Source organism: Serratia sp. 506_PEND (genome assembly GCF_001076875.1).
Lineage (GTDB): Bacteria > Pseudomonadota > Gammaproteobacteria > Enterobacterales > Enterobacteriaceae > Serratia > Serratia marcescens.
In genome coordinates this window covers 1-741 of the sequence record NZ_JVEL01000465.1, presented here as the reverse complement: position 1 = coordinate 741, position 741 = coordinate 1, and the positions used below count along the sequence as shown (strand labels likewise).

The following is a 741-nucleotide window of genomic DNA, read 5'->3' as shown; positions in this document are numbered from 1 at the left end:
GAAAAGAAGTAGTTAGTGCCGATTGGCACAAGATTGACATCGTTGCTGAGCTTCATAAGCGCGGAATGACCATGCGTCAATTGTCAAAAGAGGCAGGCCTGAAACCGGATACGCTCAAAAATGCCTTGCATCGTACTTACCCAAAAGGCGAGCGCATCATTGCTGGTGCTCTTAATGTAGATCCAGCTTGTATCTGGCCAAGCCGTTACAACAGCAAGGTGGCGTGATCATGTTCCTGTCCGTAAATGAACTGGTTGGGCTGACTGGTCTGCCTGGCACAGCGCAAGGCGTGCGCTATCTCCTGAATAAATCTGCGGGTGAGTCTTCGGCATTGAAGCGCAAGCGTGAAGGCTCCAAAGCTTTCGAGTATCACATCGACTGCTTGCCTGCTGAGGCTCGCGAGATTGTTCGCCAGCGTCATTACAAATCGGTTCTGGAGCAGTCAGGCTGTAAGTCGGTGGATGTGCCAGTGCCGAATAAGCGCCCTAATCTCAAGTCACCGCAGCAGTTGGAGATCATGCGCAAGTGTCCCGCCCTRCTTGATCGCAAGGTGMARTCATTGAATGACCAGCAGAAGCAGATCGCCGATGCACGTATGACGCTGGCCATTGAGGTGCTTCGCATGATGGATACCTTCAAAATGTCGCGTAAAGGCGCGGTGGAGTATCTGGCCAGCGAGTCAAAAAAAGGTTCATTGCCGGAACGTATGCAGAATGCGGCCTTTCTGGCCAATGCCCGCAA

Annotated in this window: 2 protein-coding genes; both read left to right on the top strand. The window is 52.2% G+C overall.

The window, feature by feature from the left end; all coding sequences use genetic code 11:
- Positions 1-227 (top strand): helix-turn-helix domain-containing protein (locus ADK28_RS30320; RefSeq protein WP_414711764.1); only part of this gene is annotated, 227 nt, incomplete at its 5' end.
- A 2-nt stretch (positions 228-229) separates the two neighbouring features.
- Positions 230-741 (top strand): DNA-binding protein (locus ADK28_RS18750; protein WP_275452767.1); only part of this gene is annotated, 512 nt, incomplete at its 3' end.